The organism is Acidisoma sp. 7E03, assembly GCF_054665075.1.
This window is the reverse complement of record NZ_BAAFHE010000063.1, coordinates 1-765: the sequence shown is the minus strand read 5'-3', so window position 1 is coordinate 765 and position 765 is coordinate 1. Positions and strand designations below refer to the sequence as shown.

Here is a 765-nt window from a genome sequence, read left to right as displayed (position 1 = left end):
TGCCGTCAAGAGTGAGCTGATTGCTGGCATTCCGATCCGTGCGTTCCGGGCAAAACTAGTCGCGTGTTTGCGCGTGCTTACTTGAGTGCCTTACCGAAGGCGAAATGCGAGCCGGGTTGCGCATTCCGTCTCAGCTTGTATTCGTGCCAGATCAACCACATGACGAGCAGATCGAAGACTGTCAGGATCCACATTGTGGGGCTCCCCGTCACGACGAGACTGTAGAGTTGGTATGTCATAAATAGCGCCAAAGCGATCAGAGATGCGGGATAGGCCCAGAGCATGCCTCGCAGAAGCGCTGCCACCAGTGCCACCTTGATCAAGCCGTGGCTCAACAGGTAGGCGGCATAGAAGGTCTTTGTGCCAGCGGAAAAGCCGGTCGCCCAGTGCATGAGATGACTTGCCACAAAGTCCCGCGGGTCCTCAGACAGCTCGTCTTGGGTGGCGAGGGCGACCAGGTGCGTAATGGAGCGCGTGCTAATCAAGGCCAGTAGCGTTCCGCCAATACATTCGACAAGGCCGTGCAGACCCTTGAAGAGGATGCCGATCTCGAAGATCTGGTGAATACGGCGTTCGTTCATGATCGTCCTTGGAGGCGCCCCGACGGTCTGGTCTTCCGCAGCGCAGCTTGCGGCCGCCTTACGGCTCAGCCTGCCGCCGAAAGAACAGGGTCGCGCGGAAGCCCGGGCTCAACCGCTCGAAGCGGAGGCGCGCCGCATGCAGCTCGGCAACCGCAGAGACGAGGCTGAGACCCAGCCCGTTGCC

1 protein-coding gene is annotated in these 765 nt (G+C 60.0%); it reads right to left on the bottom strand.

The window, feature by feature from the left end; translation table 11 throughout:
* Nucleotides 1–77: 77 nt before the first annotated feature.
* Nucleotides 78–581, bottom strand: a complete 504-nt coding sequence (locus tag ACYQ6W_RS22675; protein WP_459678570.1) for a DUF2127 domain-containing protein — start codon at nt 579–581, stop codon at nt 78–80.
* Between the last annotated feature and the right edge of the window lie 184 nt (nt 582–765).